Origin of the sequence: Hydrogenophaga pseudoflava NBRC 102511 (genome assembly GCF_001592285.1) — a bacterium.
Classification (GTDB): Bacteria; Pseudomonadota; Gammaproteobacteria; order Burkholderiales; family Burkholderiaceae_C; genus Hydrogenophaga; species Hydrogenophaga pseudoflava.
On the sequence record NZ_BCWQ01000018.1, the window covers coordinates 1 to 24,402 of the forward strand.

At 71.3% G+C, this 24,402-nt stretch carries 28 protein-coding genes; all 28 read left to right on the plus strand.

Annotated features, from left to right (window positions below):
* On the plus strand, positions 1–442 hold a 442-nt coding region (locus HPS01S_RS19055), incomplete at its 5' end, for a HupE/UreJ family protein (protein WP_169803957.1).
* Between the two features lie 28 nt (positions 443–470).
* On the plus strand, positions 471–1,217 hold the full coding sequence (gene cybH / locus HPS01S_RS19060) for a Ni/Fe-hydrogenase, b-type cytochrome subunit (protein WP_066159848.1): 747 nt from the start codon (positions 471–473) through the stop codon (positions 1,215–1,217).
* Between the two features lie 4 nt (positions 1,218–1,221).
* On the plus strand, positions 1,222–1,551 hold the full coding sequence (locus HPS01S_RS19065; protein ID WP_218016612.1) for a HigA family addiction module antitoxin: 330 nt from the start codon (positions 1,222–1,224) through the stop codon (positions 1,549–1,551).
* Positions 1,552–1,572: 21 nt separating this feature from the next.
* A complete protein-coding gene (locus HPS01S_RS19070; protein ID WP_066159850.1) occupies positions 1,573–2,238 on the plus strand; it encodes a HyaD/HybD family hydrogenase maturation endopeptidase in 666 nt (221 codons plus the stop codon).
* A 1-nt stretch (position 2,239) separates the two neighbouring features.
* Positions 2,240–2,542, plus strand: a complete 303-nt coding sequence (locus HPS01S_RS19075; protein ID WP_066159856.1) for a HypC/HybG/HupF family hydrogenase formation chaperone — start codon at positions 2,240–2,242, stop codon at positions 2,540–2,542.
* A gap of 15 nt (positions 2,543–2,557) precedes the next feature.
* Positions 2,558–3,013, plus strand: a complete 456-nt coding sequence (locus HPS01S_RS19080; protein WP_066159859.1) for a thioredoxin domain-containing protein — start codon at positions 2,558–2,560, stop codon at positions 3,011–3,013.
* A 32-nt stretch (positions 3,014–3,045) separates the two neighbouring features.
* Positions 3,046–3,909 carry a hydrogenase expression/formation protein gene (locus tag HPS01S_RS19085; protein WP_066159861.1) on the plus strand — a complete coding sequence of 288 codons (864 nt, stop codon included), beginning with the start codon at positions 3,046–3,048 and terminating at the stop codon, positions 3,907–3,909.
* Complete coding sequence (locus HPS01S_RS19090) at positions 3,906–4,136, plus strand: rubredoxin (RefSeq protein ID WP_066159864.1); 231 nt, start codon at positions 3,906–3,908, stop codon at positions 4,134–4,136. The genes HPS01S_RS19085 and HPS01S_RS19090 overlap by 4 nt, the downstream gene beginning before the upstream one ends.
* A gap of 4 nt (positions 4,137–4,140) precedes the next feature.
* Positions 4,141–4,632: a [NiFe]-hydrogenase assembly chaperone HybE gene (gene hybE, locus HPS01S_RS19095; protein WP_066159866.1), complete on the plus strand. Its 492-nt coding sequence runs from the start codon at positions 4,141–4,143 to the stop codon at positions 4,630–4,632.
* On the plus strand, positions 4,629–5,774 hold the full coding sequence (locus HPS01S_RS19100) for a hypothetical protein (protein ID WP_066159869.1): 1,146 nt from the start codon (positions 4,629–4,631) through the stop codon (positions 5,772–5,774). The genes hybE and HPS01S_RS19100 overlap by 4 nt, the downstream gene beginning before the upstream one ends.
* Positions 5,767–6,114 (plus strand): hydrogenase maturation nickel metallochaperone HypA/HybF, encoded by a 348-nt coding sequence (locus HPS01S_RS19105; protein WP_066159872.1) that lies wholly within the window; start codon positions 5,767–5,769, stop codon positions 6,112–6,114. Before HPS01S_RS19100 ends, HPS01S_RS19105 begins: the two co-directional genes overlap by 8 nt.
* Before the next feature lie 23 nt (positions 6,115–6,137).
* On the plus strand, positions 6,138–7,100 hold the full coding sequence (gene hypB / locus HPS01S_RS19110) for a hydrogenase nickel incorporation protein HypB (protein ID WP_255284258.1): 963 nt from the start codon (positions 6,138–6,140) through the stop codon (positions 7,098–7,100).
* 7 nt (positions 7,101–7,107) lie between these two features.
* A complete protein-coding gene (locus HPS01S_RS19115; protein ID WP_066159877.1) occupies positions 7,108–8,247 on the plus strand; it encodes a Kae1-like domain-containing protein in 1,140 nt (379 codons plus the stop codon).
* The gene (locus HPS01S_RS19120) at positions 8,238–8,477 is read left to right on the plus strand and encodes a HypC/HybG/HupF family hydrogenase formation chaperone (protein ID WP_066159880.1); all 240 of its coding nucleotides are present in this window, start codon (positions 8,238–8,240) and stop codon (positions 8,475–8,477) included. The genes HPS01S_RS19115 and HPS01S_RS19120 overlap by 10 nt, the downstream gene beginning before the upstream one ends.
* Positions 8,474–9,637 carry a hydrogenase formation protein HypD gene (gene hypD, locus HPS01S_RS19125; protein ID WP_066159882.1) on the plus strand — a complete coding sequence of 388 codons (1,164 nt, stop codon included), beginning with the start codon at positions 8,474–8,476 and terminating at the stop codon, positions 9,635–9,637. The genes HPS01S_RS19120 and hypD overlap by 4 nt, the downstream gene beginning before the upstream one ends.
* Positions 9,634–10,746, plus strand: coding sequence for a hydrogenase expression/formation protein HypE (gene hypE / locus HPS01S_RS19130; RefSeq protein ID WP_066159885.1), 1,113 nt, complete (start codon positions 9,634–9,636; stop codon positions 10,744–10,746). The genes hypD and hypE overlap by 4 nt, the downstream gene beginning before the upstream one ends.
* A 165-nt stretch (positions 10,747–10,911) precedes the next feature.
* Entirely contained in the window at positions 10,912–11,418 is a 507-nt protein-coding gene (locus tag HPS01S_RS19135; RefSeq protein ID WP_066159887.1) for a hypothetical protein, read from the plus strand.
* 19 nt (positions 11,419–11,437) lie between these two features.
* Positions 11,438–13,246, plus strand: a complete 1,809-nt coding sequence (locus HPS01S_RS19140) for an enoyl-CoA hydratase-related protein (RefSeq protein ID WP_066159890.1) — start codon at positions 11,438–11,440, stop codon at positions 13,244–13,246.
* On the plus strand, positions 13,243–14,703 hold the full coding sequence (locus HPS01S_RS19145) for a sigma-54-dependent transcriptional regulator (protein WP_066159893.1): 1,461 nt from the start codon (positions 13,243–13,245) through the stop codon (positions 14,701–14,703). Before HPS01S_RS19140 ends, HPS01S_RS19145 begins: the two co-directional genes overlap by 4 nt.
* Entirely contained in the window at positions 14,700–16,607 is a 1,908-nt protein-coding gene (locus HPS01S_RS19150; protein WP_084397557.1) for an NAD(P)H-dependent oxidoreductase subunit E, read from the plus strand. The genes HPS01S_RS19145 and HPS01S_RS19150 overlap by 4 nt, the downstream gene beginning before the upstream one ends.
* Entirely contained in the window at positions 16,604–17,284 is a 681-nt protein-coding gene (locus HPS01S_RS19155; RefSeq protein ID WP_066159899.1) for a 2Fe-2S iron-sulfur cluster-binding protein, read from the plus strand. Before HPS01S_RS19150 ends, HPS01S_RS19155 begins: the two co-directional genes overlap by 4 nt.
* Entirely contained in the window at positions 17,281–17,811 is a 531-nt protein-coding gene (locus tag HPS01S_RS19160; RefSeq protein ID WP_066159902.1) for an NADH-quinone oxidoreductase subunit B family protein, read from the plus strand. The genes HPS01S_RS19155 and HPS01S_RS19160 overlap by 4 nt, the downstream gene beginning before the upstream one ends.
* A complete protein-coding gene (locus tag HPS01S_RS19165) occupies positions 17,804–19,330 on the plus strand; it encodes a Ni/Fe hydrogenase subunit alpha (RefSeq protein WP_066159905.1) in 1,527 nt (508 codons plus the stop codon). Before HPS01S_RS19160 ends, HPS01S_RS19165 begins: the two co-directional genes overlap by 8 nt.
* On the plus strand, positions 19,327–19,818 hold the full coding sequence (locus HPS01S_RS19170) for a hydrogenase maturation protease (RefSeq protein ID WP_066159908.1): 492 nt from the start codon (positions 19,327–19,329) through the stop codon (positions 19,816–19,818). The genes HPS01S_RS19165 and HPS01S_RS19170 overlap by 4 nt, the downstream gene beginning before the upstream one ends.
* On the plus strand, positions 19,815–20,810 hold the full coding sequence (locus HPS01S_RS19175) for an NADH-quinone oxidoreductase subunit B family protein (protein ID WP_066159910.1): 996 nt from the start codon (positions 19,815–19,817) through the stop codon (positions 20,808–20,810). The genes HPS01S_RS19170 and HPS01S_RS19175 overlap by 4 nt, the downstream gene beginning before the upstream one ends.
* Complete coding sequence (locus HPS01S_RS19180; RefSeq protein ID WP_066159913.1) at positions 20,807–22,267, plus strand: nickel-dependent hydrogenase large subunit; 1,461 nt, start codon at positions 20,807–20,809, stop codon at positions 22,265–22,267. Before HPS01S_RS19175 ends, HPS01S_RS19180 begins: the two co-directional genes overlap by 4 nt.
* A gap of 1 nt (position 22,268) precedes the next feature.
* Positions 22,269–23,615, plus strand: a complete 1,347-nt coding sequence (locus HPS01S_RS19185) for a sensor histidine kinase (protein ID WP_066159916.1) — start codon at positions 22,269–22,271, stop codon at positions 23,613–23,615.
* 25 nt (positions 23,616–23,640) lie between these two features.
* Positions 23,641–24,399, plus strand: coding sequence for a sulfite exporter TauE/SafE family protein (locus tag HPS01S_RS19190; RefSeq protein WP_066159918.1), 759 nt, complete (start codon positions 23,641–23,643; stop codon positions 24,397–24,399).
* Positions 24,400–24,402: the final 3 nt, after the last annotated feature.

Here is a 24,402-nt window from a genome sequence, read left to right on the forward strand (position 1 = left end):
CTGGTCGGTGTCTGCCCTGCCGCAGGGCAAGGCCTGGCAAGGGCCGGCCACCTTCCTGCTCGCGCTGGTCATCAGTGCGGCGCTGGGCGCGGCCGGAGTCACCGTGCCGTACCTGGAGCACGCCATCTCTTTGAGCGTGGTGCTGTTCGGCCTGATGCTGATCGTCGCCCAGCGGGCGATGCCGGTGGTGCTGGGCCTGGGGCTGATCGCCGCAGCCTCGTCGCTGCACGGCCTGGCCCACGGCGCCGAAACGCCCGAAACCGGCTTCGCGGGCTACGCCGCGGGCTTCATGCTGACCACCGCGGTGCTGCACATCAGCGGCGTCGGGGTCGGCCTGGCCATTCAGCGCTGGCTGGCCGAGCGCCGTGGCGCTGTGCTGGGCGGGCTGGGTGCCGCTGTCGGCGCCGCCGGGCTCTACTTGTTCGGCCAGCTGGCCGCCTGACCGCTACCTCTTCGCACAGGAGATCACCATGTCCTCCCTGTCTGCACAAGAACTGGCGCAGCAGCGCCTGGCCGATGTCACCGGCATCGACGAGAGCGCCGTCTCGCACGGCCAGAGCACCAAGTCGGTCTATGTGTACGAAGCCCCGGTGCGCATCTGGCACTGGGTCAACGTCGCGGCCATCACCGTGCTGTGCCTCACCGGCTACTTCATCGGCAAACCCCTGCCGACCATGCCCGGCGAGGCCAGCGCGAACTACCTGATGGGCTACATCCGCTTCGCGCACTTCACGGCCGGCTACATCCTGGCCATCGGTCTGCTGGGCCGCGCCTACTGGGCCATCGTGGGCAACCACCACGCGCGCGAGCTGTTCTGGGTGCCGCTGTTCCAGAAGGCCTACTGGGGCGAGATCTTCACCATGCTCAAGTGGTACGCCTTCCTGATTCCGCGGCCCGGCCGCTACGTGGGCCACAACCCGCTGGCGCGGCTGGCCATGTTCTCCGGCTTCCTGGTGCTGATGGTCTTCATGATCCTGACCGGCTTCGCGCTCTACAGCGAAGGCGCCGGCGTGGGCTCGTGGCAGGACACGATGTTCGGCTGGGTCATTCCGCTGTTCGGCCAGAGCCAGGACGTGCACACCTGGCACCGCCTGGGCATGTGGGGAATGATCATGTTCATCACCCTGCACGTCTACGCCGCGATCCGTGAAGACATCATGGGCCGCCAGTCCATCGTGTCGACCATGATCTCCGGTCGCAGAACCTTCAAAGACTGAGGTCATGAAGAAAGCTGCCGTCAGCTGGTCGATCCCCCCGCGCGGTGTGCCGGTGCGTGCGCCGCTGCACCCGGGTCGGCTGCTGGCGCGCACCTGCCTGGCGCCGCTCTCGCTCAACCAGAGCGAGGCGGCCCGGCTGCTGGGCCTCTCGCGCCGGCGCCTGCACGAGCTGGTGCACGGCCAGCGGGCGATGTCGCCCGACACCGCCATCCGTTGTGCTCGCCAGTTCGGCATCGACGCCGGCTTCTGGCTCGCGCAGCAGGCCGCCTGGGACAGCTTCCACGCCTGGAAGCGCCTGTCCTCGGGTTCGGCCACGTCCCCTTTCCCCCGCTGATTTCACACAGGCTTGCCTGCCATGCGCACCACTCCGACCGAATCCACCTGTCACCCCGGTGGTGACACTCTGCCGGCCCGCATCGTCGTGCTGGGCATCGGCAACCTGCTCTGGGCCGACGAAGGCTTTGGCGTGCGCTGCATCGAAGCCCTGCAGCGCCGCTGGGAGTTCGCCGACCACGTGCAGCTCATCGACGGCGGCACCCAGGGCCTGTACCTGATCCAGCACGTGCAGGAGGCCGATGCGCTGCTGATCTTCGACGCCATCGACTACGGCCTCGAACCCGGCACGCTCAAGCAGGTGCGCGACGACGAGGTGCCGCGCTTCATGGGCGCCAAGAAGATGAGCCTGCACCAGACCGGTTTCCAGGAGGTGCTCTCGCTGGCCACGCTGACCGGCAAGTACCCGCAGCAGGTGCTGCTGATCGGCTGCCAGCCGCAGGAGCTGGAAGACTACGGCGGCAGCCTGCGCCCGGTCGTCAAGGCCGCGATGGAGGACGCACTGGCGCTGGGCGTGGCCGAACTCGAACGCTGGGGCGCACGCCCCGTCGAACGCCGGACCCCGTTGGCCCCGCGCGAGGCCGTGACGTTGGACGAGCTGGCGCTGACCGCCTACGAAGCGCAGCGACCCGCCGCGGAAGAAGCCTGCCGCATCGGCGACGACCGGTTCCTGGTGAAGGACCTCTGACATGTGCATCGGCATCCCCATGCAGGTGGTCGAGGCCGATGGCCGCTTCGCCTTGTGCGAAGGCCGCGGCGAGCGCCGCCGCATCAACACCGCCCTGGTCGGCGATGTGGCGCCGGGCGACTGGTTGCTGGTGTTCCTGGACGACGCCCGCGAGGCCATCGACGCCGACCGCGCGGCCGAGGTGAATGCGGCGCTGGACCTGGTGCTCGGTGCCATGCAGGGTCTGGAGGCGCAGGAAGACGCGGGCTTCGCCCTGCCGTCGCAGATGAGCCCGGAACAAATGCGCGCCCTGACCGGCGCCTGAACACAAGGAGACACCATGATTGAAACCACAGAAGCCCACGCCCCCCTGGTCCAGCGCCTCGCGCGCGAGTTCGGTGCCACCTGGGTCGACGAGACCAGCGTGGCCGAATGGACCGCCGGTGGCGGCGACCGCGTCGTGCTGCTGGCCGGCGACCCGGTGCGTTTTCCCGAAGGCGTGGACGTGGCGGCGGTGCTGCCCGAGCTGATGAAGTCCTTCCCAAACCGCTTCGCTGTGGCCGTGGTGCCGCGCGACAACGAGGACGCGGTGGCCAAGCGCTACGGCTCGCAGCGCTGGCCCACGCTGCTGTTCTTCCGCGACGGCCAGTACGTCACCGCCATCGCCGGCATGCAGGACTGGGACGTGTACCTGTCCGGCGTCGCCGCCGCACTGTCCATGCCGCCCTCGCGCCCGCCCACCATCGGCATCCCCGTCGTCAGCCAGACCGGTGGCGCCGGCAGCAGCTGCCACTGAGCCCGCCGACCGAACCCCCACCAGGAGACCGCATGAAAGCCTTCCCCATCCCCGTCGTCGCCCTCGGCCCCGGCACCCAGACCGAGGACGAGCACCTCGACTACCTGCCCATGCCCAAGGACATGGACACCTACCGCGCGCCCATGCTGCCCGAGCCGGAGGAGATTGCCGGCCGCGCGGCCGCACGCGAGGCCCTGGTCCAGGTGCTGGCGCTGCTCGACCAGGCCGCCGACGGCGGGGTGGGCGGGCAGGTGAGCCTGCAGGCCCTGCCGTCCGAAGACCGGCAGCTGATCAACCAGGTGATGGGCGAGGGCGAGGCCAGCGCCATCGTGCGCGAGGAGTCCTCGTCGCTGGAAGTGCGCATCCAGGAGTCGGTGTTCGCCGGCGTCTGGCGCCTCATGACCTTCAGCGACGGCGCCCTGGTCGACGACGTGGTCGAGGTCGGACCGGTGCCGGCCCTGCTGCGGGTGGTGGCCGAGGAAGACGCCGAGCGCGAGTACCGGCCCTGGCTCGGCCCGCTGCCGCCCAATGTGCAGAATGCGCCGCTGCTGGTCGACGAAGTGCGCGACCAGGTGGCGCGCTGGCAGCCGGGCCACACCTCGCACGTAGTCAACCTGACGCTGCTGCCGGTGACGCCCGAAGACATCGGTTTTCTGGACCACCAGCTGGGCACTGGCCGCGTGCTGCTGCTCTCACGCGGCTACGGCAACTGCCGCATCTCGAACACGCGCCTGCCGCACTGCTGGCGCGTGGTGTACTACAACTCCATGGACAAGGTGATCCTCAACACGGTCGAGGTGGTGGACATGCCCGAGGTCGCGATGGCGGCGCCGGAGGACCTGCGCGACTCGCACGAGCGCCTGAGCGACGTGCTCGGCTACCTCGAACAATCATGAGCGGCTTCGACGGTCAGGGCTTTGAAGGCTCGTACCTCGGCAACCGCGAGGTGCTGCGGCCCGGTTCGCGCCTGGAGTGCAAGATCTGCTGGTGGGTTTACGACCCGGCCACGGGCGACCCGCAGTGGCAGATCCCGCCGGGCACGCCGTTCGCCGAGCTGCCGCCGCACTGGCGCTGCCCCAACTGCGACTGCGACGCCGAGCAGTTTCTTCTGTTGCCGGACTGAAGCCATGGAACACCGCGTGTCCGCCCTGGTGCAGTTCTACCGCCTCGTGCAGACCGAGCGCATGCAGGGCGTGCCCATCCTCAACCCGGCGCTGTCCGTCGAGGCGGTCGGCTTCCAGTGGGGCGATGACGGGCAGACCGTGGCCGAGGGCGTGCTGATCACGCCCTGGTTCATGAGCCTGGTGCGCCTGCCGCGGGCGGTGGAAGGCCACGGCGGCCGCGTCGCGCGCAAGGCGGTGCACAGCTTCGGCAACGAACGCTTCGAGTTCATCGGCGCGCACGACCCGGCCGTGGGCTACCACGAGACCTGCGCGCTGTTCTCGCCCATGGGCGGCTTCGCCACGCAGGCGCAGGCCGTCGAAACCGCCGAGGCCTCGCTGGCCCTGCTGCGGCCGGCGCCCGCGCCCGTGCCCACACCATTGCCCGTCGCCGAGCCTGTGCCCGCGCGCCGCGCCTTCTTCACCGGCCGCCGCGGCGCGCCGGGAGCTGTGGCATGAACACCGGTCCTGATCTGGCCGGCCGCCTGCGCGTGCGCCCCGGCGCACCGCTGGCGCAGGCGCTGCACAGCAGCCGGCGCGACTGGGCCGGGCGGCTCGGCCAGGGCCAGCCGGCCACCGCGCTGCCGGGTCTGCTGGCCAGCCTGTTCAACCTCTGCAGCCACGCGCACCGGCTCTGCGCCCAGCTCGCGATTGCGGCGGCGCGGCCCGGCGCCATGGCGATGCCCGGTGACACCGCGCAGCGCCTGCGCCACGAGACCGCGCAGGAGCATGTGCGCCGCATCGGCCTGGACTGGCCGCGCCTGCTCGGCCCCGCCGACGGCACTGCCCAGGGCGCAGCCCTGCGGTCTCTGCAGGCATGCCCGCTGCTGCGCCCGGCCACGCCCGGCGACGACCCCTGGACCGCCACACTTGACTGGCTGCAGCGCGAGTGCCTGCACATGCCTGCGGCCACCTGGCTGCGCGCCTGGCAGGCCTGCGGCGCCGACTGGCTGCTCGACTGGGGCACGCGCCACGGCGGCTGGCTGCCGGCCCTGGTGCGCGGCGCCCGCGAGGCCGACAGCGGGCGCGCGCTCGACATGGCGCGGGCCCTGCGGGTGCACGGTCAGGACGACCAGCTGCGCACGCTGGCCGCGGCGCTGGCGCTCAAGCCGGGCTTTGCCCTGCAGCCGCTCTGGCACGGCGCCTGCGCCCACACTGGCCCCTGGGCGCGCCTGCACAGCGCGGACGACGGCCTGCCGCTCACGCCCTGGGCCCTGCTGGGCAGCCGCCTGGCCGAACTGGTGCGGCTGTGCCTGCCGGATGGGCCGGGGCAGGGCGCCGGCTGGCTGCGCCATGGGGCGCTGCACACGGCCGACGGCCAGGGCCTGGCCTGGGTCGAGATGGCGCGCGGCCTGCTGGTGCACCAGGTGGAACTCGAGGACGCTGCGCCGGTGGTGCGCGCCTGCCGCGTACTGGCGCCGACCGAGTGGAACTTCCACCCGGCCGGCGAGGTGGCGCGGCGCATCTCGGCGCTGGATGCCACGCTGCCCGCCGGCCTGCGCACGCGCCAGCTGCACCTGCTGATGGCGGCGTTCGACCCCTGCGTGCCGTTTGAAGTGGACGCCGCGCCAGCGGTGGAAGGGGAGGTGGCCCATGCATGAAGCGAGTCTGGCTGGCGGCGTGCTGCAGCTGGTGGAAGACACGGCGCGGCGCGAAGGTTTTGCGCGCCTGCTGGAACTGCGGCTCGAAGCCGGGCAACTGGCCGGTGTGGACGTGCGCGCGCTGCGTTTTGCGCTGGAGAGCCTGGCGCCCGGCACCCTGCTGGAGGGCGCGAGCATCGAGATCGACGAACCGCCCGGCCAGGCCTGGTGCATGGCCTGCGCGCAGACCGTGGCCATCGCCCAGCGCGGCGACGCCTGCCCGGCCTGCGGCGGTTACCAGCTGCAGCCCACGGGCGGCATGGAATTGCGCGTGGTGGACATGCGCGTGAGTGATGATTGAAGCAACGTTGAAGGAGACCGACCATGTGTGTCGTGTGCGGATGCAGTGACAACAGCCCGGCCCATGCCCGGCATGTGCAACAGAACGCGGGCAGCGAACCCGGCGTGATCACGGTCAACCCGGCCAACGGCGACTTGCACTTCGGCGCCGGTGCGGCCCGCGTGTCGGTGCCGGGAATGAGCCAGGAACGGGCCATCAAGCTGGAGACCGATATCCTGGGCGCCAACAACCGTGTGGCCCAGCAGAACCGGGCGCATTTTGAATCGCACGGTGTGACCGCGCTCAACTTCGTCTCCAGCCCCGGTTCGGGCAAGACCACGCTGCTGTGCGCCACCATCGAGGCGCTCAAGGCGCGCAAGCCCGGCCTGCACGTGGCCGTGATCGAGGGCGACCAGCAGACCAGCTTCGACGCCGACCGCATCCGCGCCACCGGCGCGCCCGCGATCCAGGTCAACACCGGCAAGGGCTGCCACCTCGACGCGCCCATGGTGGCCGAGGCGTTTGCGCAGCTGCACACACACCACCACTCGCACGACCACACCCACGGTCACGATCACGGGCATCACCACCACCACCACGGCGACGACCACAGCCTGCTGTTCATCGAGAACGTGGGCAACCTGGTCTGCCCCGCCGTGTGGGACCTGGGCGAGGCCGCCAAGGTGGCCATCCTCTCGGTGACCGAGGGCGAGGACAAGCCGCTGAAGTACCCCGACATGTTCGCGGCTTCGCAGCTCATGATCCTGAACAAGACCGACCTGCTGCCGCACGTGAAGTTCGACGTGACCCGCTGCATCGACCTGGCCCGGCGCGTGAACCCGGCGATTGAAGTCATCCAGCTGTCCGCCACCACCGGCGAAGGCATGGACGCCTGGCTGCACTGGCTGCAACACATGGTCCCCCACGCTCCGCCGCTGCGCGGGTCGCTGCCCCCCGAGGGGGCGCGTTTCGCCTTGGGGCGGCCCGGCGGCGAAACCGGCGCCTGAGAACGCGATGTCCACCTCCGTGCTCGCCGTCGGCGCCTGGCTGAAAAACGCGGCCTGCCTCGTGCTGGACGGCCGCGCGCACTGGTCGCCGGTGCATGGCGACCTCAGCGACCCGGCGGCCTGCGACGCGCTGGAGCGCTCGGTGCAGGCGCTGGCGCGGCAGGCGGAAGCCGCCGGCGCACCGGTGCAGGCCATCGCACACGACCTGCACCCCGACTTCTTCAGCACCCAGCTGGCCATCGCCACCGCCGATGCGCTGGGCGTGCCGGCCATCGGCGTGCAACACCACCACGCGCACCTCGCGGCGGTGATCGCCGAACACGCCATCGATGGTCCTGTGGTCGGGCTCGCGCTGGATGGTGTGGGCCTGGGCACGGACGGCACGCCCTGGGGCGGCGAACTGCTGTGGCTGGAGGGTGCGCAGTGGCAGCGCCTGGGCCACCTGCAGCCGCTGGCCCTGCCTGGCGGCGACCGCGCGGCGCGCGAACCCTGGCGCATGGCCGCGAGCGCGCTGCACGCGCTGGACCGGGCAGACGAGATCGTGCCGCGCTTCGCACCGGTGGTGGGCGAGGCCGTGGCGGCGGGCGTGCGCCAGATGCTGGACAAGCGCCTGAACTGCCCGCTGACCAGCAGCGCCGGCCGCTGGTTCGACGCCGCGGCGGGCGCGCTGGGCCTGTGCCACCACCAGCAGGACGAGGCGCAGGCGGCGATCGCGCTGGAACAGGCCGCGACCCGCGCCATCTCGGCGCTGCCCGATCTGCCGCCGCTGCCCGGCGTGGTGCAGCACACCGATGGCCGCATCGACCCGCGCGCCGTGCTGGCCCAGCTGTTCGACGTCCCCGATGCCGACACCGCCGCCGCCGGCTTCCACCTGGCCCTGGCCGACGCGCTGGCCGAGGCACTGATCGCCGCCGCGCACGGGCGCGGCGTCCACACCGCCGCGCTGGGCGGTGGTTGCTTTTTCAACCGCATCCTGCGCGAGCGCACGGTGCAGCGTCTGCAGGCCGCCGGCCTGCGGGTGTGCCAGACCGGCGACAAGGGTTGCGGCGACGCCGGGCTGGCCATCGGCCAGGCCTGGGTGGCGGCGCAGCAGCTTCAGACATCACAGACAACATTCCCCGTTGAGGAGAGCACCCCATGTGCCTAGCCATTCCCGCGCGCCTCGTCGAGAAGCGCGACCACGACCAGGCGGTGGTCGACCTCGGCGGCATCCGCAAGCCCGTCTCCATCGCCCTGGTGCCCGAGGCCGAGGTCGGCGACTACGTGATCGTGCACGTGGGCCACGCCATCGGCCTGATCGACCCCGAAGAGGCCGAAAAGACGCTGGCGCTGTTTGCCGAGATGCAGGCCATGACCGGCGCGGAGGTGCAGCAGTGAAATACATCGACGAGTTCCGCGATGGCGAACTGGCGAAACAGATCGGCCAACGCATCCGCGCCGAGGCCGACCCGCAGCGGTCCTACAGCTTCATGGAGTTCTGCGGCGGCCACACCCACGCCATCAGCCGCTACGGCGTGCTCGAACTGCTGCCGTCCAACGTGCGCATGGTCCACGGCCCGGGCTGTCCGGTCTGCGTGCTGCCCATCGGCCGCATCGACCTGGCGATCCGCCTCGCGCTGGAGCGCGACGCCATCGTCTGCACCTACGGCGACACCATGCGCGTGCCGGCCAGCGACAGCCTCTCGCTGATCAAGGCCAAGGCGCGCGGTGGCGACATCCGCATGGTCTATTCGGCCGCCGACGCGCTGGCCATCGCGCGCGCGAACCCGCAGCGCGAGGTGGTGTTCTTCGCCATCGGCTTCGAGACCACCACGCCGCCCACTGCACTGGCCATCCGCGACGCGCAGCGCGAAGGCCTGGCCAACTTCAGCGTGCTGTGCTGCCACGTGCTCACGCCCTCGGCCATCACCCACATCCTCGAATCGCCCGAGGTGCGCCAGTTCGGCACCGTGCCCATCGACGGCTTTGTCGGTCCGGCGCACGTGAGCATCGTGATCGGCAGCCAGCCCTACGACCACTTCGCCGAGGAGTACCGCAAGCCGGTGGTCATCGCGGGCTTCGAGCCGCTGGACGTGATGCAGGCCATCCTGATGCTGGTGCGCCAGGTCAACCGCGGCGCCGCGCATGTGGAGAACGAGTTCACCCGCGCCGTCACGCCCGAGGGCAATCTGCGCGCCCAGGCCCTGGTGTCCGAGGTGTTCGAGTTGCGGCCCAGCTTCGAGTGGCGTGGCCTGGGCGAGGTGCCCTACAGCGCGCTCAAGATCCGCGAGGCCTTCGCGGCCTTCGACGCCGAGCGCCGCTTCGACCTGGCCTACCAGTCGGTGCCCGACAACAAGGCCTGCGAGTGCGGTGCCATCCTGCGCGGCGTGAAACGGCCGACGGACTGCAAGATCTTTGGCACCGTCTGCACACCCGAGAACCCGGTCGGCTCCTGCATGGTGTCCAGCGAAGGCGCCTGCGCCGCGCACTACACCTATGGCCGCTTCCGCGACATCCCCATCGTCGCCGCCACCGCCACCGAGGAGGTCACCCCATGAGAACCGAACACCACCAGGCCGGCGCTGGCGAGGCCCCCGCCCCCAAGCCCGTGAAGAAAAACTACATCCGCCCGCTCGACATCAAACACGGCCGCATCGACATGGGCCACGGCGCGGGCGGCAAGGCCGCGGCGCAGCTGATCGAGGAGCTGTTCCTGGCCGCCTTCGACAACGAATTCCTGCGCCAGGGCGACGACGGCGCGGTGCTGGCGCTGCCGGCCTTCGACCCGGCCGAGGGGCGGCTGGTGATGGCGACCGACGGCCATGTGATCTCGCCGCTGTTCTTCCCCGGTGGCGACATCGGCTGCCTGTCGGTGCACGGCACGGTCAACGACGTGGCCATGTCGGGCGCGCGGCCGCTGTACCTGAGCGCCAGCTTCATCATCGAAGAAGGCTTCCCGCTGATCGACCTGCAGCGCATCGTGCAGAGCATGGCCGCGGCAGCGCGCGAGGCCGGCGTGCCGGTGGTCACCGGCGACACCAAGGTGGTGGAGCAGGGCAAGGGAGACGGCGTGTTCATCAGCACCACCGGGGTGGGCGTGCTGCCGCCGGGCGTGTCCATCAGCGGCCGCCACGCGCGGCCGGGCGACGTGGTGCTGGTCTCGGGCAGCATCGGCGACCACGGCGTGGCCGTGCTCTCGCAGCGCGAGTCGCTGGCCTTCGAGACCACCATCGAGAGCGACACCGCCGCGCTGCACACCCTGGTGGCCGCCATGCTCGCGGCGGCACCCGGCGCGGTGCGCGTGCTGCGCGACCCCACGCGCGGTGGCCTGGCGACCACGCTCAACGAGGTCGCGCGCCAGTCGGGCGTGGGCATGCTGCTGCAGGAGGCCGCCATCCCGGTCAAGCCGCAGGTGGACGCCGCCTGCGAGCTGCTGGGCCTGGACCCGCTCTACGTGGCCAACGAGGGCAAGCTGATCGCAGTGGTCGCGCCCGAGGCGGCCGAGGCCGTGCTGGCCGCCATGCGCGCCCACCCGCTGGGGCAGGACGCGGCCCGCATCGGCGAGGTCACCACCGACCCGCACCACTTCGTGCAGATGGCCACGCGCTTCGGCGGGCGGCGGGTGGTGGACTGGCTCAGTGGAGAGCAACTGCCGAGGATTTGTTGACACCCCCCTGCGCCGCTGCGCGGCTTCCCCCCGCTCTGGCGCGCCTTCGGCGCTGGGCAGGGGGACGGCACCTGAGGCCCGGCGGAGCCGGTTCCTCGGTGCCCCTCGAAGGGGCACCTCGCTCGGGGCGGGGTCTGATGAAAACAAGAGACGAGGAGACGTGGGATGTCGAGTCTGGTGTTTCGCAAGACCGAAAGCGGCAAGGCCGAGATCGCGCAGCGGCAGGCCGGGCTGGCGCCGGCCACGCGGCAGCTGCTGATCCTGGTCAACGGGGTGGACAGCGTGCAGGCCCTGCTGGCCAAGGGGCTGGGCGATGTGCGCGGGCACCTGGACACGCTGCTGTCGCTGCGCCTGATCGAGCCGGTGCCTGCAGCGCCCAGGGTCGCTCCATCACCACCACCTGCCGCGGCGGCACCCGTCCCATCAACTGATCCGTCGCCCGCCCCCGTGGTCGAAGCGGACGACCCGCAGCGCCTGCTGGCCCTGCAGCGCCGCGCCTGGCAGACCTTGCAGCCGCACTTCGGCCCCGACACGCCCACCGTGGCGCAGGACCTGCTGGCCGCGCGCAGCATCGCGCAGTACCTCGCGTCGCTGGACGGCATCCAGGCCAAGCTGGCCATTTACATGGGACGCAAGCAGGCCGAGCGCGAGATCGACGCCCTGCGCCGCTGAACACACGCACCACCACACCATGTCCCTGCGCATCCTGCTGCTCTGCCACAGCTTCAACAGCCTCAGCCAGCGCCTGTACGCCGAGCTGCGCGCGCGCGGCCACCAGCTCAGTGTCGAGCTGGACATCGCCGACAGCGTGACCGAAGAGGCGGTGGCGATGGCCCGGCCCGACCTGGTGCTGGCGCCGTTCCTCAAGCGCCGCATCCCGGCCTCGGTCTGGCAGCGCGTGCCCTGTTTCGTGGTGCACCCCGGCCCGCCCGGCGACCAGGGGCCGAGCGCGCTGGACTGGGCGGTGCGCGACCGCCAGCCGCACTGGGGCGTGACCGTGCTGCAGGCCGACGGTGAGTTCGACGCCGGCCCGGTCTGGGCCCACGCGTCGTTCGACATGCGTCCGGCCACCAAGGGCAGCCTGTACCGGCGCGAGGTCACGCGCGCCGCGCTGCAGGCCACGCTGGCCGCGGTGGCGCGCTTCGCGGGCGGCGAGCGTGAGGCGCCCGCAGAACGATTCGCCGCCGGGCCGCCCCAAGGCGAATCAGCCCCCTCGGGGGGCAGCGACCCGCGCAGCGGCGGAGCGTGGGGGCGTGGCTGGAAGCCCTTGATGAAGCAAGCCGACCGAGCGGTGGATTGGTCGCGCGACGACACCGCGACCGTGCTGGCGAAGCTGCGCTGCGCCGATGGCCAGCCCGGTGTGCTGGACGCGCTCTGGGGCCAGTCCTGTTACCTGGGCGATGCCCACGAGGCCAGCGCCGCGACCCTGGCCGAATTCGCCGACCGCGCGCCGGGCGAACTGCTGGCGGTGCGCGACGGTGCGCTGCTGCGGCGCACGGTGGACGGTGGCGTGTGGATCGGCCAGGCCCGGCTCGCCGACCCGCCCGGCACCGCGCCGGGCCAGGGCCATTTCAAACAGGCGGCGGCCGAGCTGTTCGCCACCGAAGCGGCGGCGCTGCCGCAGCGCCCCGCGCCGCTGGTGCGGCCCGACGACGAATGGGCCGAGCTGCGCTACACCGAACACGGCCCCGAGGGCGCGCGCGTGGGCTGCCTGAGCTTCGACTTCTGCAACGGCGCCATGGGCACCGGGCGCTGCGAGCGCCTGCGCGCCGCCCTGCTGGCAGTGCGCGAGCGGCCCACCCAGGTGCTGCTGCTCATGGGCGGCGAGGGCTTCTTCAGCAACGGCATCGACCTCAACCGCATCGAGGCCGCGGCGCACCGCCCCCGCGACAGCGCGGCCGACGAATCCTGGCGCAACATCCAGGCCATGGACGACGTGGCACTGGCCGTGCTGGAGACCACCGACCGCCTGACGGTGAGCGTGATGCGCGGCAACGCGGGCGCGGGTGGCGTGTTCCTCGCACTCGCGGCCGACCAGGTCTGGGCGCACGAGGGCGTGGTGCTCAACCCGCACTACAAGAACATGGGCAACCTCTACGGCTCGGAGTACTGGACCTACCTGCTGCCGCGCCGCCTGGGCGAGGCCGGCGCGCGCGAGCTGATGGCCGGGCGGCTGCCTCTGCTGGCCGCCGAAGCGCAGCGCATCGGCCTGATCGACATGTGTGACCCGGGGCCACGCGAAGGGTTGGAGGCCCGCGTGCTTGAACGCGCGCTGGCGCTGGCCGCCTCCTACAATCTGCCTGAGCAGTTGGCGGACAAGCAGGCCCGGCGCGCCGCCGACGAAGCACACTGTCCGCTGGCCCGATACCGCGAACAGGAACTGGCGCGCATGCACCGCAACTTCTACGGCTTCGACCCGAGCTACCACGTGGCCCGGCACCACTTCGTGCACAAGCTGCCGCACGCCTGGACACCGCGCCACCTCGCCACCCACCGATGACCCCACCCCCGTTCCACGACCTCTTGCCCACCGTGCTGGTGGTGGACGACGAGGTGCGTTCGCAGGACGCGCTGCGCCGCACGCTGGACGAGGACTTCACCGTGTTCACCGCCAGCAGCGCCGACGAGGCGCGCGGCCTGCTGCAGCGCCAGCCGGTCAGCGTGATCCTGTGTGACCAGCGCATGCCCGGCATGACCGGCGTGAACTTCCTCAAGGAAGTGCGCGAGCAGTGGCCCGACATCGTGCGCATCGTCCTCTCGGGCTACACCGACAGCGAAGACATCATCGCCGGCATCAACGAAGCCGGCATCTACCAGTACATCCTCAAGCCCTGGTCGCCCGACCACCTGCTCGACTCGGTGCGCAACGCGGTGGAGGCCCAGGTGCTGCAGCAGCAGACCAGCCGGCTCGACCTGGAGCTGCGCACCAGCACCCGCGTGCTGCGCCAGCGCACCGCGAGCCAGATGGCGCAGGCCAAGAGCCATTTCGGGTTCGAGCGCATCGTGCGCGCGCCGGGCAGCCCGCTGGACCTGCTCTGCCGCATGGCCGAACGCGCGGCGCGCTACGACATCCCGGTGCTGGTGCTGGGCGAGTCGGGCACCGGCAAGGAGCTGTTGGCGCGCGCCATCCACTACGCCAGCCCGCGGCTGACCGGCCCCTTCGTGGTGGAGAACTGCGCCGCCATCCCCGACACCCTGCTCGAATCCGAACTGTTCGGCCACAAGCGCGGCGCCTTCACCGGGGCCTTTGAAGACCACGCCGGCCTGTTCCAACGCGCCGACGGCGGCACCGTCTTCCTCGACGAAATCGGCGAGACATCGCCGGCGTTCCAGGTCAAGCTGCTGCGCGTGCTGCAGGAGGGCGAGGTGCGGCCCGTGGGCGCGGCGCGGCCGGTGCCGGTGGACGTGCGCATCATCGCCGCCACCCACCGCAACCTCGAACAGCGGGTGCGCGAGGGCCTGTTCCGCGAAGACCTCTACTACCGGCTCTCGGCCGTGACGCTCACGGTGCCGCCGCTGCGCGAGCGCGTGGCCGACATCCCGCCCATCGCACGCCAGATCGTGCAGGACGTGGCGGGCGAACTCGGCCACCCGGGCGCCGCACTCACCGACGAGACCCTGGCCTGCCTGCTGGCCTACCCCTGGCCCGGCAACATCCGCGAGCTGCGCAACGAGATCGGCCGCGCGCTGGCGCTGCACGAGGGCACCGAGCTGCCACCCGAGGCGTTCTCGCCGCGCGTGCTGCAGGGCCGTGCGGCCGGCGGCGGCGGTGACCTCACGGCGGCCCTGCCGGCCAGCGGCAGCCTGACCGAGCGCCTGGACGTGATCGAGGCCATGGTGCTGCGCGAGACACTGTTGCGCCACCGCTGGAACAAGACGAAGGCGGCGGCAGAGCTGGGCCTCTCCCGCGTGGGCCTGCGGGCCAAGATGCAACGCTTCGGCCTGGACAAACCATGAAACAGGGCCCCCACGCTCCGCCGCTGCGCGGGTCGCTGCCCCCCGAGGGGGCTGATCCGGCTTGGGGCGGCCCGGCGCCGGATCGCGCGTTGTCCTCACACGTCGTCGCAGCCGACGCGGTGCTGGCGCGCTGGCACCACGACCCGCACGCGCTGGTGCAGGTGCTGCGCGAGACCCAGGCGCAGACCCACTGGCTGCCGCGCGAACTGCTGGCCCACATCGGCCGCGCGCTGGGCCTGACCCTGGCCCATGTCGAAGGCGTGGCCAGCTTCTACCGCTTCTTCCACCTGCGGCCTGTGGGCCGGGTGCGCGTGCTGTTCTCGGACAACATCACCGACCGCATGGCGGGCAGCGAGGCGCTGATGGCGAGGCTGTGCGAGCGCCTGGGCGTGAAGCCTGGAGCGGTCGATGCGCAGGGCCGCTTCAGCGTGGACCGCTGCTCCTGCACCGGCCTGTGCGACCAGGGGCCGGCCCTGCTGGTCAACCACCACCAGGTGGTGACGCGGCTGGACGCCGCGCGCGTGGACCAGCTGGCCGAGCGGCTGCTGGCCGGTGTGCCGCCCGAGGACTGGCCGGCCGACTGGTTCGCGGTGGAGGACCACATCCGGCGCGCCGACGTGCTGCTGCAGGGCCTGCCCGCCGATGCCCCGTCGCTGCCCGCCGTGCTCGCCCGCACACCCGCCGAACTGCTGGCCGAGGTCGAACGTTCGGGCCTGCGTGGCCGCGGTGGCGCCGGTTTCCCGACCGCGCGCAAGTGGCGCGCCTGTGCCGAGGCCGATGCGCCTGACGGCCAGCGCTGCGTGGTCTGCAACGCCGACGAGGGCGAGCCCGGCACCTTCAAGGACCGCGTGCTGCTGAGCCGCCACGCCGACGAACTGTTCGACGGCATGACGCTGGCCGCGCGCGCCATCGGCGCGCAGACCGGTCTGGTCTACCTGCGCGGCGAGTACCGCTTCCTGCTGCCGCAGCTCGAAGCCGTGCTGCAGCGCCGCCGTGCGAACGGCCTGCTGGGGCGCAATGCCGGTGGTGTGGCCGGCTTTGATTTCGACATCGCCATCCACCTCGGCGCGGGCGCCTACGTCTGTGGCGAAGAGTCGGCGCTGATCGAGTCGCTGGAAGGCCAACGTGGCACGCCGCGCATCCGCCCGCCCTTCCCGGTGCAGCGCGGCTACCTCGGCCGCCCGACCGTGGTCAACAACGTCGAGACCCTGGTGGCGGTGGCCCACATCGCGCGCCGCGGCGGCGCCTGGTGGGCCGGCCTCGGCACGCCCGAATCCACCGGCACCAAGATCCATTCGGTCTCGGGCGACTGCGAGCGCCCCGGCCTCTACGAATACCCGCTGGGCACGCCGCTGGCGCAGATCCTGGCCGACTGCGGCGCGCGGAATGCGCAGGCGGTTCAGGTGGGCGGTCCCTCGGGCAGTTGCGTGCCGGCCAGCGGTTTCCATCGCGCCATCGCCTTCGAAGACCTGCCCAGCGCCGGCGCCCTGATGGTGTTCGACCAGACCCGCGACCTGTTCGAGGTCGCGCGCCACTTCGCGCGCTTCTTTGCCCACGAAAGCTGCGGCCTGTGCACGCCGTGTCGCGTCGGCACCGAGCTGGTCGTGCGCCGGCTGGACAAGCTGGCCCACGAACGCGGGGCAGGGCGCGGCTCGGCCTTCGACATCGCCCGCCTGCAAGAGCTGGACGCGCTGCTGCACAGCGGCACACACTGCGGCCTGGGCGTCTCGGCCTGCAACCCGCTGCGCGACACCCTGGCCCACTTCGGTCAGGCCTACGCCCAGCGCAGCACGGCGGCGCAGTTCCAGCCCGGGATCGACCTGGATGCCGAGCTGTCGTCGGCGCGCCGGGCGACCGGACGGCAAGACCGGGGTGCACACCTGAACACGGAGCACGGCGCATGACGACCTTCGACTTCGACGGCCAGCCCGTGCCGCTGCAGCCCGGCGACACCATCCTGCAGGCCGCCCAACGCGCTGGCCACGAGGTGCCGCATCTGTGCTGGCACGAAAGCGTCTCGGCCAGTGCGTCCTGCCGGCTGTGCACCGTGGTGGCCGATGGCCGGCCGGTGGCGGCCTGCGCCACGCCCGCGGTCGCGGGCCAGCGCGTGGAATGCCACACCGACGCCTTGAAAACGCGGCGCCTGCACCTGCTGCAGATGCTGTTCGTCGAGGGCAACCACTTCTGCCCCGGCTGCGAGAAAAGCGGCAACTGCCAGCTGCAGCACCAGGCCGAACGCGCCGGCATGACCGACCTGCACTACGAGCCGCTGCACCCCGAGCGCCCGGTGGACGCCAGCCACCCCGATGTCTGGTTCGAGCCCAACCGCTGCATCCTGTGCCAGCTCTGCGTGCGCGCCAGCGACGAGCTCGATGGCAAGCGCGTGTTCGCCATCGGCGGCCACGGCATCGGTGCGAAGCTGCTGATCGACAGTGAGAGTGGCCGGCTCGGCGACAGCCAGTTGTCGGTGGAGGACCGCGCGGCCCACATCTGCCCGGTGGGCGCGCTGCTGCCCAAGCGCGTCGGCTTTGCCCAGCCCTACGGACAGCGGACCTTCGACGATGCGGAGACGCGCGGATGAACACCGACAGCACCCCCCGCAAGTGGCGCGTGGCCACGGTCTCGCTGGCCGGTTGCTTCGGTTGCCACATGTCCTTCCTCGACATCGACGAGCGCCTGTTCGGCCTGATTGAGCACGTCACATTCGATCGCTCGCCACTGACCGACATCAAGACCGTCGGCCCCTGCGACATCGGCCTGATCGAAGGCGGCCTGTGCAACGCCGAGAACGTCGAGGTGCTGCGCGCCTTCCGTGACCAGTGCCGGGTGCTGGTGGCCGTGGGCGCCTGCGCCATCACCGGTGGCCTGCCCGCGCTGCGCAACCACCTGGACGTGGGCGAGATGATGAAAGCCGTCTACGGCGAGGTGCCCAACGACCCCGAGCTACCGCTGCCGCTCAACCGCGTGCGGCCCATCCACGAAGTCGTGCAGATCGACCACGCGTTGCCCGGCTGCCCGCCGCCGGCCGATGCCTTCTGGCAGCTGCTGCAGGATCTGATGGCCGGGCGCGAACCTGCATTGAAAAAAGGCCTGATCCGTTATGACTGACGCCGCCCGCCCGCTCGAAACCGCGGCCGACCTGCAGGGCCTGCGCCGCATCGTGATCGACCCGGTCTCGCGCGTCGAAGGCCATGGCAAGGTCACGCTGCTGCTGGACGAGCAGCAGCGCCTGCAGCAGGTGCGGCTGCACATCGTCGAGTTCCGCGGCTTCGAGCAGTTCATCGTCGGCCGGCCCTACTGGGAGGTGCCGGTGATGGTGCAGCGCCTGTGCGGCATCTGCCCGGTCTCGCACCACCTGGCCGCGTCCAAGGCGCTGGATCGCGTGGTCGGCGGTTGGCCGGTGCCCGAGGCCGCCGACCGCATCCGCCGGCTGATGCATTACGGCCAGATCGTTCAGAGCCACGCGCTGCACTTCTTCCACCTGTCCTCGCCCGACCTGCTGTTCGGCTTCGACGCCGACGTCGCGCGGCGCAACATCGTCGGCGTCGCGGTGGCGCACCCCGAGGCGGCGCGCCAGGGCGTGCTGCTGCGCAAGTTCGGCCAGGAGGTGATCCGCATCACCTCGGGCAAGCGGGTGCACGGCACCGGCTCGGTGCCCGGCGGCATGAACCGCGCGGTGACGCGCGAGGACCGCGACACCTTGCGCGCGCAGTTGCCCGAGGTGCTGGCCTGGGCCGAGGCGGCGGTGGACCTGGCGCAGCGCCTGCACACCGGCCTGCCGCCCGCGTACGAACACTTCGGCGAAACGCCCGCGGCCATGATGTCGCTCATCGGCCCCGGCGGCGCGATGGAGCTGTACGACGGCGCGCTGCGCCTGCGCGAGGCCGATGGCCGCATCGCGGTCGACGGCTTCGAGGACCAGCGCTACCGCGAGCTGATCGACGAGGCGGTCAAGCCATGGACCTACATGAAGTTCCCCTACCGCCGCGCGCTCGGGCCCGAGGCCGGCTGGTACCGCGTCGGCCCGCTGGCGCGACTGCAGAACTGCGACCACATCCCCACGCCGCGCGCCGAAGCGCGGCGCCAGGCCTTCGTGGCCGCGCACGGCGGCCAGCCGGTGCACGCCGTGCTGGCCACGCACTGGGCGCGCATGATCGAGCTGCTGCACGGCGTGGAGGTCATCGCGCAACTGCTGGACGACCCGGCCATCCTCGGCGGCCCGCTGCAGGCCACCGGCGAGCGCCAGCGCAGCGGCGTCGGCATCATCGAGGCGCCGCGCGGCACCCTGATCCACGAGTACGAGGTGGGCGACGACGATCTGGTCAAAAGCTGCAATCTGATCGTCTCGACCACCCACAACAACCAGGCCATGAACGAGGCGGTGCGCACGGTCGCGCTGCAGTACCTGGACGGCCAGACCATCACCGAGCCACTGCTCAACCACCTCGAAGTCGCCATCCGTGCCTACGACCCCTGCCTGTCCTGCGCCACCCACGCGCTGGGCCAGATGCCGCTGTCGGTGACGCTGCGCGGCGCGGGCGGCGCCGTGCTGGACCACGTGCTGCGCTCGTCCACTGGCGAGACGCAGCGCGGCGCCACGCCGCACCCCATGGAGCGCGCGCAATGAACGAGCCGGTGGCGCCGCTGCTGGTGCTGGCCTGGGGCAACCCCAGCCGCGGCGACGACGCGCTCGGGCCGCTGCTGGCCGAACGCTTGCAGAACCATGCCGAAAAGGCTTCGCTCGCCGGCCGCGTGGAGGTGCTGACCGATTTCCAGCTGCAGGTCGAACACGCGCTGGACCTGTTGGGCCGGGAGCGCGTGCTGTTCGTCGACGCCGCGCTGGGTCTTGCGGAGCCGTTCACCGTGCGCCCGCTGCAGGCCGCGCGCGGCGGCGGCATCGGCAGCCATGCGCTGGCGCCCGAGGCGGTGCTGCAGGTGTACGAGGACCTGCATGGCCACGCGCCACCGGCCTCGACCCTGCTGGCCATTCGCGCGTCCGCTTTTGAACTGGGCGCCGCGCCGAGCGTCCAAGCGTTGAGCGATCTGGATCAGGCCATCGCCTGGGTCTGCCGCTGGCTGACTGGCGAACTCGTTACGGAAGAGGTCCCCGCATGAACGTCCTGTGGCTGCAATCCGGTGGCTGCGGCGGCTGCAGCATGTCGCTGCTGTGCGCCGACACGACCGACTTCCAGGGCCATCTGCGCGACGCGGGCATCCACATGCTCTGGCACCCCTCGCTCTCGCTGGCCAGCGGTGAGGACGTGCTGGCGCTGCTGCAGTCGGTCATGGACGGGGGCACGCGGCTGGACGCGCTCTGCGTCGAAGGCTCGCTGCTGCGCGGCCCCAACGGCACCGGCCGCTTCCACATGCTGGCCGGCACCGGCCTGCCCATGATCCACTGGGTGCGCGAGCTGGCGGCGAAGGCGCGCCACGTGCTGGCGGTGGGCAGCTGCGCAGCCTGGGGCGGCGTCACGGCCGGCGGTGACAACCCCACCGACGCCTGCGGCCTGCAGTACGAGGACGACCGCCTAGGCGGCCTGCTAGGGGCGGATTTCCGCAGTGGCAGCGGCCTGCCGGTGATCAACATCGCCGGCTGCCCCACGCACCCGAGCTGGGTCATCGACACGCTCATGGCGCTGGCCGTCGACGCCTTCCACGCCGACGATCTGGACCCGCTGGCCCGCCCGCGTTTCTACGCCGACCAGCTGGTGCACCACGGCTGCACGCGCAACGAGTACTACGAGTTCAAGGCCAGCGCCGAGAAGCCGTCCGACCTGGGCTGCATGATGGAGCACATGGGCTGCAAGGGCACGCAGGTGCACGCCGACTGCAACATCCGCCCCTGGAACGGCGAGGGCAGCTGCACCCGCGGCGGCTACGCATGCATCGCCTGCACCGAGCCGGGCTTCCAGGAGCCCGGCCACCCCTTCCACCAGACGCCCAAGATCGCCGGCATCCCGGTGGGGCTGCCGACCGACATGCCCAAGGCCTGGTTCGTGGCGCTGGCCTCGCTGTCCAAGAGCGCCACGCCGAAGCGGGTGAAACACAACGCCACCGCGGACCACCTGGTGGAAAAGCCCGCCATCCGGAGAACCCGTCTCAAATGAGCTCCCGCCTGCTCGTCGGCCCCTTCAACCGCGTCGAGGGTGATCTCGAAGTCGCGCTCACCATCGAGGGCGGGCGCGTGCGCGAGGCGCGCGTCAACGCCACCATGTACCGCGGCTTCGAGCAGATCCTGCAGGGCAAGGCGCCGCACGACGCGTTGGTCTACGTGCCGCGCATCTGCGGCATCTGCTCGGTCTCGCAGTCGGTCGCGTCGGCGCGTGCGCTGGCCGACCTCGGGGGCATCGTGATGCCACCCAACGGGCAGCACGCGACCAACCTGATCCTGGCGACCGAGAACCTGGCCGACCACCTGACCCACTTCTACCTGTTCTTCATGCCCGACTTCGTGCGCCCGGTGTACGCCGACCGGCCCTGGCACGCCGAGGCGGTGCGCCGCTTCGCGCCCGACACGGGGGAACGGGTGCGCGCGGCGACGGCGGCGCGCCAGCGCTGGTTCACGCTGCTGGGCACGCTGGGCGGCAAGTGGCCGCACACGCAGTCGGTCGAGCCGGGCGGCTCCACCCGCCCCATCGACGCCGCCGAGCGCGTGCGCCTGCTGACCAAGCTGCGCGAGTTTCGCGGCTTCCTGGAACGGCAGCTGATCGGCGACGCGCTGGAAGCCTTCACCGCGCTGGACAGCGAGGACGCGCTCTGGGCCTGGCACGCGCAGGCCCCCCTGGGTGGCGACCTGCGCTTCTTCCTCACGCTGGTGCAGGACCTGTCGCTGCAGTCGCTGGGCCCCGGGCCGGGGCGCTACCTCAGCTACGGCGCCTACGCGCAGCCGGATGGCGCCCATGCGCTGGCGCAAGGCCTGTGGCGCGGCGATGCGCGGCACCTCGCTGCGGTGGACGCGCACGCCATCACCGAAGACGCCACGCACGCCTGGCTGGCGCAGCCGCGCGAACCGCTGCATCCCCTGCACGGCCTCACCCGGCCCGAGCCCGACAAGGCCGGCGCCTACACCTGGAACAAGGCGCCGCGCCTGGGCGGCGAGGTGGTCGAGACGGGGGCCATCGCGCGCCAGCTTGCCAGCGGCCACCCGCTGCTGCGCGATGCGGTGGCGCGCCACGGTGGCACCGTGTTCACGCGCGTGCTCGGCCGCGTGCTCGAACTCGCCCGCGTGCTGCCGATGATGGAGGGCTGGTTGCAGGCCATCCGTCCGACAGAGGCCTTCTGTGTGCCGACCGAGCTGCCCGACGAAGGCCACGGTGTCGGCCTGTCCGAGGCCGCGCGCGGCGCGCTGGGCCACTGGCTGGTGGTGCGCGGCGGGCGCCTCGCGAATTACCAGATCGTCGCGCCCACGAGCTGGAACTTTTCGCCCCGCGACGCGCAGGGCACACCCGGCGCGCTGGAGCAGGCGCTGGTGGATGCGCCGGTGCGCGAGGGCGAAAAGACGCCGGTGGCGGTCCAGCACATCGTCCGCTCCTTCGACCCCTGCATGGTCTGCACGGTGCATTGAGATGAGCAAGGCCCGCGCCCCCAGCCCGCTGCCCACCGCGCCCATGGAGGGCGTGGACGAATCGACCTGGCTGGACGTGATCCAGAAGATGGACGAGGTCTACACCCGGCTCATCGACGACGAGGTCGAGCTGGAGAAAAAGAACAGCGAACTGGAGCAGTCGCAGCAGTTCATCTTCAGCGTGCTCAGCGCCATGTCGGACGTGCTCATCGTCTGCGACGAGCGCGGCCTGATCGAGCAGACCAACGCCGCGCTGTGCGAGCTGGTGGGCCGGCGCGAGGAGCAGCTGCGCGGCAGCGGCCTGGCCGATCTGCTGGCCGATGAGGCCAGCGTGCAGGCGGCGCGCGCCGCCATGGACCGCGGCGAGGCGCCGCACGGCGGCCAGGGCATCGAGCTCAACCTGCTGGACCGCCAGGGCCAGCCGGTGCCGGTGGATGCGAACTGCACGCCGCGCATCGGCGCCAACGGCAAGCGCCTGGGCACGGTCTGGGTCGGGCGGCCGACGGCCGAGCTCAAACGCGCTTACCACGAGATGCGCGCCGCGCACGAGGCCCTCAAGCGCACGCAGCAGCAGCTGCTGCATTCGGAGAAGATGGCCTCGCTGGGCCAGCTGGTGGCGGGCGTGGCACACGAGCTGAACAACCCGATCAGCTTCGTGCTGGGCAACGTGCATGCGCTCAACAAGTACAGCCAGCGCCTGCGCAGCTACATCGCCGCCTTTCACGCCCACGAGCCCGAAGCCGTGCTGCAGCAGCAGCGCGAGAAGCTGCGCATCGACCACCTGCTGGCCGACCTGCCGTCGCTGATCGACGGCACGCTCGAAGGCGCGCAGCGCACCGCCGACATCGTGCACGGGCTCAAGCGCTTCTCGGCCATGGACCCGGAGGAGCGCAAGCCGGTGAACCTGGTCGAGGTGATCGAGCGCGCCATCCACTGGGTGCAGAAGGGCCGTGCGGTGCCCGTGCCGGTGCGCTGGGCACCGCTGCAGGCCTGCACCGTGCTGGGCAGCGCCGGCCAGTTGCAGCAGGTGATGATGAACCTGCTGCAGAACGCCTTCGACGCGCTGTCGTCGGTGCCCGAGCCCATGGTCCGGGTGGAGATGGGTTGCCCCGGCGAAGCGGACCCGCCCACGGTGCGGGTGACGGTGCGCGACAACGGCCCTGGCATCCCGCCCGAGCACCTGCTGCGCATCTTCGACCCCTTCTTCACCACCAAGCCGGTGGGCAAGGGCACCGGTCTGGGCCTGTCGATCAGCTACGGCATCGTCGAGCAGCACGGCGGGAGCCTGACCGCGCGCAACGCCGAGGGCGGCGGGGCCGAGTTCGTGCTGGAGCTGCCGCGGGCCTGATCGGACCGGCGGCGACAATCGCCGCATGGAGATCTTTCTTGTTTCGCTGGCCTCGCTGTTCGCCGGCTTCGTCGATTCGATCGTAGGCGGTGGTGGCCTGATCCTCACGCCCACCCTGTTCGCGATCTTTCCCACCACCCACCCGGCCACGCTGTTCGGCGTCAACAAGAGTGCGTCGATCTGGGGCACGGCGGCCGCCGCCGCGCAGTACGCGCAGCGCGTGCAGATGCCCTGGCATGCGCTGCTGCCCGCGGTGGCCGTGTGTTTTGCCGGGGCCATGGCGGGCGCCTGGACGGTGACGGTGATCTCGCCGGAGTTCCTGCGCAAGGCGCTGCCGCTGATCCTGCTGCTGGTGCTGGGCTACACCCTGATGCGCAAGGACCTGGGGCGTCACCACACACCGCGCTTCACGGCGCGCGGCGAGATGCTGGCGGCCTGTACGCTGGGCCTGCTGATCGGTTTCTACGATGGCTTCTTCGGCCCGGGCACCGGCAGCTTCTTCGTCTTCCTGTTCGTGCGCTGGCTGGGCTACGACTTCCTGCACGCCAGCGCCAGCGCCAAGCTGCTCAACACCGCGTCCAACCTCGCGGCGCTGATCCTGTTCTCGCTCAAGGGCCACATCTGGTGGCACTACGTGCTGCCGCTGGCGGCGGCCAACGTGATCGGCAGCCTGCTGGGCACGCGGCTGGCGCTCAAGCACGGCAGCGGCTTCGTGCGCGTGGCCTTCATCGTGGTGGTCAGCGCGCTGATCCTCAAGACCAGCTACGACGCCTGGCTCCGCTGAAGC

What these genes read in the sequence shown, in the direction of transcription:
- HPS01S_RS19180 (WP_066159913.1), top strand. Translation starts at nt 20,807, where the DNA reads ATGAGCTCCCGCCTGCTCGTCGGCCCCTTCAACCGCGTCGAGGGTGAT.
- HPS01S_RS19165 (WP_066159905.1), top strand. Translation starts at nt 17,804, where the DNA reads ATGACTGACGCCGCCCGCCCGCTCGAAACCGCGGCCGACCTGCAGGGC.
- hypE (WP_066159885.1), top strand. Translation starts at nt 9,634, where the DNA reads ATGAGAACCGAACACCACCAGGCCGGCGCTGGCGAGGCCCCCGCCCCC.
- HPS01S_RS19105 (WP_066159872.1), top strand. Translation starts at nt 5,767, where the DNA reads ATGCATGAAGCGAGTCTGGCTGGCGGCGTGCTGCAGCTGGTGGAAGAC.
- cybH (WP_066159848.1), top strand. Translation starts at nt 471, where the DNA reads ATGTCCTCCCTGTCTGCACAAGAACTGGCGCAGCAGCGCCTGGCCGAT.
- HPS01S_RS19120 (WP_066159880.1), top strand. Translation starts at nt 8,238, where the DNA reads ATGTGCCTAGCCATTCCCGCGCGCCTCGTCGAGAAGCGCGACCACGAC.
- hypB (WP_255284258.1), top strand. Translation starts at nt 6,138, where the DNA reads ATGTGTGTCGTGTGCGGATGCAGTGACAACAGCCCGGCCCATGCCCGG.
- hybE (WP_066159866.1), top strand. Translation starts at nt 4,141, where the DNA reads ATGGAACACCGCGTGTCCGCCCTGGTGCAGTTCTACCGCCTCGTGCAG.
- HPS01S_RS19150 (WP_084397557.1), top strand. Translation starts at nt 14,700, where the DNA reads ATGAAACAGGGCCCCCACGCTCCGCCGCTGCGCGGGTCGCTGCCCCCC.
- HPS01S_RS19115 (WP_066159877.1), top strand. Translation starts at nt 7,108, where the DNA reads ATGTCCACCTCCGTGCTCGCCGTCGGCGCCTGGCTGAAAAACGCGGCC.
- HPS01S_RS19160 (WP_066159902.1), top strand. Translation starts at nt 17,281, where the DNA reads ATGAACACCGACAGCACCCCCCGCAAGTGGCGCGTGGCCACGGTCTCG.
- HPS01S_RS19155 (WP_066159899.1), top strand. Translation starts at nt 16,604, where the DNA reads ATGACGACCTTCGACTTCGACGGCCAGCCCGTGCCGCTGCAGCCCGGC.
- HPS01S_RS19140 (WP_066159890.1), top strand. Translation starts at nt 11,438, where the DNA reads ATGTCCCTGCGCATCCTGCTGCTCTGCCACAGCTTCAACAGCCTCAGC.
- HPS01S_RS19085 (WP_066159861.1), top strand. Translation starts at nt 3,046, where the DNA reads ATGAAAGCCTTCCCCATCCCCGTCGTCGCCCTCGGCCCCGGCACCCAG.
- HPS01S_RS19185 (WP_066159916.1), top strand. Translation starts at nt 22,269, where the DNA reads ATGAGCAAGGCCCGCGCCCCCAGCCCGCTGCCCACCGCGCCCATGGAG.
- HPS01S_RS19065 (WP_218016612.1), top strand. Translation starts at nt 1,222, where the DNA reads ATGAAGAAAGCTGCCGTCAGCTGGTCGATCCCCCCGCGCGGTGTGCCG.
- HPS01S_RS19145 (WP_066159893.1), top strand. Translation starts at nt 13,243, where the DNA reads ATGACCCCACCCCCGTTCCACGACCTCTTGCCCACCGTGCTGGTGGTG.
- HPS01S_RS19090 (WP_066159864.1), top strand. Translation starts at nt 3,906, where the DNA reads ATGAGCGGCTTCGACGGTCAGGGCTTTGAAGGCTCGTACCTCGGCAAC.
- HPS01S_RS19135 (WP_066159887.1), top strand. Translation starts at nt 10,912, where the DNA reads ATGTCGAGTCTGGTGTTTCGCAAGACCGAAAGCGGCAAGGCCGAGATC.
- HPS01S_RS19190 (WP_066159918.1), top strand. Translation starts at nt 23,641, where the DNA reads ATGGAGATCTTTCTTGTTTCGCTGGCCTCGCTGTTCGCCGGCTTCGTC.
- HPS01S_RS19070 (WP_066159850.1), top strand. Translation starts at nt 1,573, where the DNA reads ATGCGCACCACTCCGACCGAATCCACCTGTCACCCCGGTGGTGACACT.
- HPS01S_RS19080 (WP_066159859.1), top strand. Translation starts at nt 2,558, where the DNA reads ATGATTGAAACCACAGAAGCCCACGCCCCCCTGGTCCAGCGCCTCGCG.
- HPS01S_RS19100 (WP_066159869.1), top strand. Translation starts at nt 4,629, where the DNA reads ATGAACACCGGTCCTGATCTGGCCGGCCGCCTGCGCGTGCGCCCCGGC.
- HPS01S_RS19170 (WP_066159908.1), top strand. Translation starts at nt 19,327, where the DNA reads ATGAACGAGCCGGTGGCGCCGCTGCTGGTGCTGGCCTGGGGCAACCCC.
- HPS01S_RS19075 (WP_066159856.1), top strand. Translation starts at nt 2,240, where the DNA reads ATGTGCATCGGCATCCCCATGCAGGTGGTCGAGGCCGATGGCCGCTTC.
- HPS01S_RS19175 (WP_066159910.1), top strand. Translation starts at nt 19,815, where the DNA reads ATGAACGTCCTGTGGCTGCAATCCGGTGGCTGCGGCGGCTGCAGCATG.